Annotated in this window: 1 protein-coding gene; it reads right to left on the reverse strand. The window is 73.0% G+C overall.

From position 1 onward, the window contains the following. Window positions 1–63: 63 nt before the first annotated feature. On the reverse strand, window positions 64–1,096 hold a 1,033-nt coding region (gene tagH, locus RUMESO_RS02880; protein ID WP_037277989.1), incomplete at its 5' end, for a type VI secretion system-associated FHA domain protein TagH.

Below are 1,096 nucleotides of genomic sequence, written 5' to 3' on the forward strand. Positions count from 1 at the left end.
GGGGGGGCGCAGCCCGCCATCGCGAGGAGCGCCAGAGCTCCTCCGCCCGCCAGCACCTTGCGTCTATCCGTCATGGTCCGTCCTCCCTGGTCCTTCGTAGGCCTCACGAAAATCGCTGCCCACCTCGCCGAGGAACCGGTCCTCGGCCGCCTTCGCGATGGTCTTGTACCGTTCGCGGTAGAGCTGCCAAAGCAGCGCCGACCGACCTCCGGCCAGTATGGCACGAAGCCGGCCGGCCGCCTCCAGGTCTCGCTCGATCTCCTCGGGGTCGAAGCGGTCGATCATCCGCCGCAGGGCCGACTGCAGCCCTGACCAGGACCGGAGCTGATGATCGGCAAGATCGCGTTGCGCTGCCGCGATCGCCGCGTCCGCATCCATGTAGCCCGGACGGGGTGGCCCGATCATCGCCTCGAGCACGTCCTCGGTCATGGGCAGGAACTTGAGCGGATTGACCTCCGACGAGCCGATCACAGTCTGCGCCACGCGCAGGTTCCGCTTCTCCCGAGCCCGGCTCCGGAGGGACTGCTCCAGAGCCTCGACGAGCGCCCGGAAGCGGCGACCGAGGGCCTCCATCTCGGCTGGCCCGATCCCCGCCGCGCGGGCCGGATCGAGGCCCATGCCCTTCAGGAACGCCTCGCCCAGACCCGGCGCACCCGACGGGACGGCCACTGGAGGCGGCTCGGCAGCCAGAGGCCGAGAGGGCTGGGGGACGATGGGCGGCGGCTCCGGCTCGCGCCTGATGGCGTGGACCTCCGGGGGGCGGCTGGGCGTCTCGGGCCCCAGGAACGAGGCTCCGAAATCGCCGAAGGGATCGAGCTCGGCATCCCGGGCTGGCGTGGTCGCCGGGCGATCGGGCTCCGCCTTGGCCGAGGGAAGCGGATCGAGGGTGAACGGGTCATCGAAGAGGGGCGGCGCGGGGGTCCTGGCCTCCAGGCCGCCGGACGGGGCCCGGACACGATCGCGCGGCGCGTCGAAGGGATCGGGGAGCGAGGCGGGGCGAGGCGGAGGGGGCGGCTCGGCCGAGGGGTGGCGCGAGAAGAACTCGTCGGCGGCGAAGCTGCCCTCCGCACGCGTCGCGGCGGGCGCGGCGGGGGGG

This window comes from Rubellimicrobium mesophilum DSM 19309 (assembly GCF_000600335.2).
Taxonomy (GTDB): Bacteria; Pseudomonadota; Alphaproteobacteria; order Rhodobacterales; family Rhodobacteraceae; genus Rubellimicrobium; species Rubellimicrobium mesophilum.